This is a genomic window from Rhizobacter sp. P5_C2, assembly GCF_054049715.1.
In genome coordinates, this window is the sequence record NZ_JBFULV010000206.1 from 1 (window position 1) to 3418 (window position 3418).

Consider the following 3418-nt stretch of genomic DNA (forward strand, 5'->3'; position numbering starts at 1 on the left):
GCCCGCTGCCGGCGGCGCCGCTGGCCTGGCGCGACACGCCGCCCGGCGGCGAGGTGCCGACGCGCAGCACGGCCGAGGTGCGGGTGCAGGGCAGCGCGGCGTTCTGGCAGGAGCAGTCGGACCTGATCGAGAGCGAGGGCGACGACGAGCATTTCATCGTCGAGACCGACGAGCTGGGCGGCAGCTCGCTGCGCTTCGGCGACGGCGTCAACGGCGCGGCCCTGGCCGAGGGCGCGGCGGTGGTCTGCCGCTGGCGCGTCGGCCAGGGCCGCGCGGGCAATGTCGGGGCCGACCGCCTGACCGGCTTCCGCGACCCGGGCGGCGCAGTGCTGCGGGTCTGGAACCCGCTCGATGTCGACAACGGCCGGGACCCTGAACCCGCCTCGGAGATCGTGCGGCGCGTGCCCGAGGCCTACCGGCAGCGCCAGTTGCGCGCGGTGACGCTGGCCGATTACGCGAAGCGCGCCGAAGAGCTGCCCGGCGTGGCCCATGCCCGCGCGCGCTACGCCTGGACCGGCAGCTGGCGCTGCGTGCGCGTGGCGATCGATCCGGCGGGCGGCACGGTGCTGCTCGAACCGCTGCGCGCGGCGATCGCCGAGCACCTGGAGGCGGTGCGCCTGATCGGCGAAGACCTCGAGGTGCGGCCCGCGACCTACGTGCCGCTGGACATCACGCTGACGCTGTGCGCACAGCCGGCCTACTGGCCGGAAGACCTGCGCGCCGAGCTGGAACAGGCCTTCGGCGACGGCTGGACGGCGCGCGGCGAGCGCGGCTTCTTCAACCCCGATGCGTGGACCTTCGGCCAGCCGCTGTACGCGAGCCAGCTGATCGGGCGCGCGCTCGCCGTCACCGGCATCGGCCGCGTGCTGCGGCTGGGCATGCGGCGCTGGAACCCCGGCAGCGGCGGCGGGCTGACCGTGATCGACATCGACCCGGCGGCTCTGCCGACCGCCTATGCCGACAAGCTGGCGATGGGCCCGTTCGAGATCCTGGTCGTCGCGAACGACCCGGACCACCTGGAGACGGGGCGCATCCGCTTCGAGATCACCGGAGGCCGGCGATGAGCTGCGACAACGACTGCAAGCGGCCGGTGGCGTTTCCGAAGCCGATCGTCAACCGGCCCGGGCTGTCGACGATCGACTACCGCATCGGCAGCTATGCCGACCTGCGCGAGCACATGCTGGGCCGGATCGACGCCGCGCCCGCGCTGGCCGACTGGACGCACCGCGGCACCGACGACCCCGGCATCGCGCTGGTCGAGGCCGCGGCCGAGGTCGGCGACATCCTCAGCTTCTACCAGGACCTGTACGCCAACGAGGCGTACCTCGGCACCGCGAAGTGGCGCGAGAGCGTGGCGCCGCTGGTGCGGCTGCTCGGCTACCGGCTCGCGCCGGGGCTGGGCGGGCGGGGGCGCTTCGCGTTCACCGTGAAGGGCGAGCGGCCGGTGTTGCTGCCGGCGGGGCTCGGGGTCAAGGCGCAGCTAGACGGGACCGACCCGCCGGCGGTGTTCGAGACCACGCGCGAGCTGCTGGCGTATCCCGCGCTGTCGGCCTTTCACCTGTATCGCCCGCGGCGCGCGCCGGAGATCCGCTACGGGGCGACGGTGTTCACGCTGGTGCTCGATGCGAACGCGGCGCCGACGCTGAAGGCCGGCGACCGGTTGATGGTGGGCGTGGCGCGCGATGGTGGCCAGTCCTTCGACCACCTGCAGGTGCTGGTGGTCGACAAGGTCGAGCAGGCCTTCGGCGACACGGTGCTGACGATGAAGGGCGCGCTGACGAGCCTGAAGAAGCCGGTGTTCAGCCTGGCGGTGTCGGCGTTCCTCAGTGCGCCGGCGCTGTCTCTTGCGTCATCACTGGCGTCATCGATCAGCACTGCCTTCTCGCTCGCGCCCGCGACGAGCCTGTTCACCAGCAGCTTCACGACCCTGCAGCTGTTCACGCCCAGCATCGACTTCCTCTCGTTCGCGCTGCTCGGCGCCGGTCTCGGTGTGCCGACCCTCGTGTCGACGCCGCGCCTGCAGGCCTGGAAACTCGGCGGCACGCACCGGCACTTCGGTCACAGCGCGCCGGCCACGCAGGTGGTGGTCGATGCCAAGGGCCGCGCGAGCACCGAGGACATGAGCTATGTGCGGCGGCTGAACGGCAGCACCTACGCACCGGCCGCGCCGGCGTTGACGTCCGCGCAGCTGCCGCTGGATGGTGAGGTGCGCAGCCTGGTCGCGGGCACGCGCGTGCTGGTCGAGGCCAACCTCAGCGCGCTGAACAGCGGCGATGCCGGCCGCAAGCGGCTGCTGGCGCGTCGCGTCGCGCAGCTAGATCGCCAGTCGCTTGCCTGGGGCCCGCTGAGCGGCGCCAGCACCGTGCTGAGCCTGGACGAGAACCTATTCATCAGCGAAGGCGCCAGCACGCTGGCCTATGCCGACATCCGCGGCATCAGCATCCACGAGGTGCAGGGCGAGCCGTTCCAGCTGCGCGCGCAGTTCGTGCCGACCGCGGCGACGCGCGGCACCGAGCTGCATTTCCACGGCACGGCCGAGCAGGCCGCGGCGCTCGCGAAGCGCGCGCTGCTGTTCGCCGGGCCGGGCGCGCAGCGGCTCGCGGCCAACGCGTTGTCGGTGGAACTTGGCGGCGTCGATGCTGACCAGCCGCAGTTCCACCGCGTGCTGCTCGATGCGGAGGTCGACTACGCCGACTTCGGTCACGTCGACCCGCTGGTCACGGTGCACGGCAACCTGGTCGAGGCGACGCAAGGCAAGACCGAGGCGCAGGCGACGCTGGGCGATGGCGATGCGCGCGCGGTGTTCCAGACCTTCGCGCTGCCGAAGCCGCCGTTGACCTACCTGCTCGACCCGACGCTCGCGCCGCCGCAGGTGCCGCAGTTGCAGGTGTGGGTCGACGGCGTTGCGTGGACTGCCGCCGACAGCCTGTTCGGGCGTGGGCCTGGCGACCGGGTTTACATCGTGCGCGAGGATGACGCCGGCAAGAGCTGGGTGCAGTTCGGCGACGGCAAAAGCGGCGCGCGGCTGCGATCGGGGCGCGGCAACGTGGTCGCCATCTGGCGCAGTGGCAGCGGCGCCCACGGCCCGCTGAAAGCCGATGCCAAGCCGTCCATCGACAAGAAGCTGCCCGGCCTGGATGCCGCGCTGCTGCTGGAACCGATCACCGGCGGCGCCGCGCCCGAAAGCGCCGACGGCGCGCGCATCGCCGCCCCCGGCACGATGCAGAGCCTGGGCCGCATCGTCAGCCTGGCCGATCACGAGGCCGAGGCGCTGGAGATCCCCGGCGTGCTGAAGGCGCGCGCCGCGTGGACGCTGGTCGACGGCTCGCCGCTGGTGCGCGTGACGCTGCTCACCGCGAGTGCCGCTGCAGCAGATGCGGCGGCCGCCGCAGATGCGCTGCGCGCGGCGGTGCGGGCG

The 3418-nt window shown here is 72.7% G+C and carries 1 protein-coding gene and 1 pseudogene; both read left to right on the plus strand.

Annotated features, from left to right (window positions below):
• Positions 1 to 1064 (plus strand): putative baseplate assembly protein (locus ACXJLU_RS32890; protein WP_457337933.1); only part of this gene is annotated, 1064 nt, incomplete at its 5' end.
• Positions 1061 to 3418 (plus strand): annotated as a pseudogene (locus ACXJLU_RS32895) (hypothetical protein); the annotation flags it as partial. The gene ACXJLU_RS32890 and the pseudogene ACXJLU_RS32895, both read left to right, overlap by 4 nt.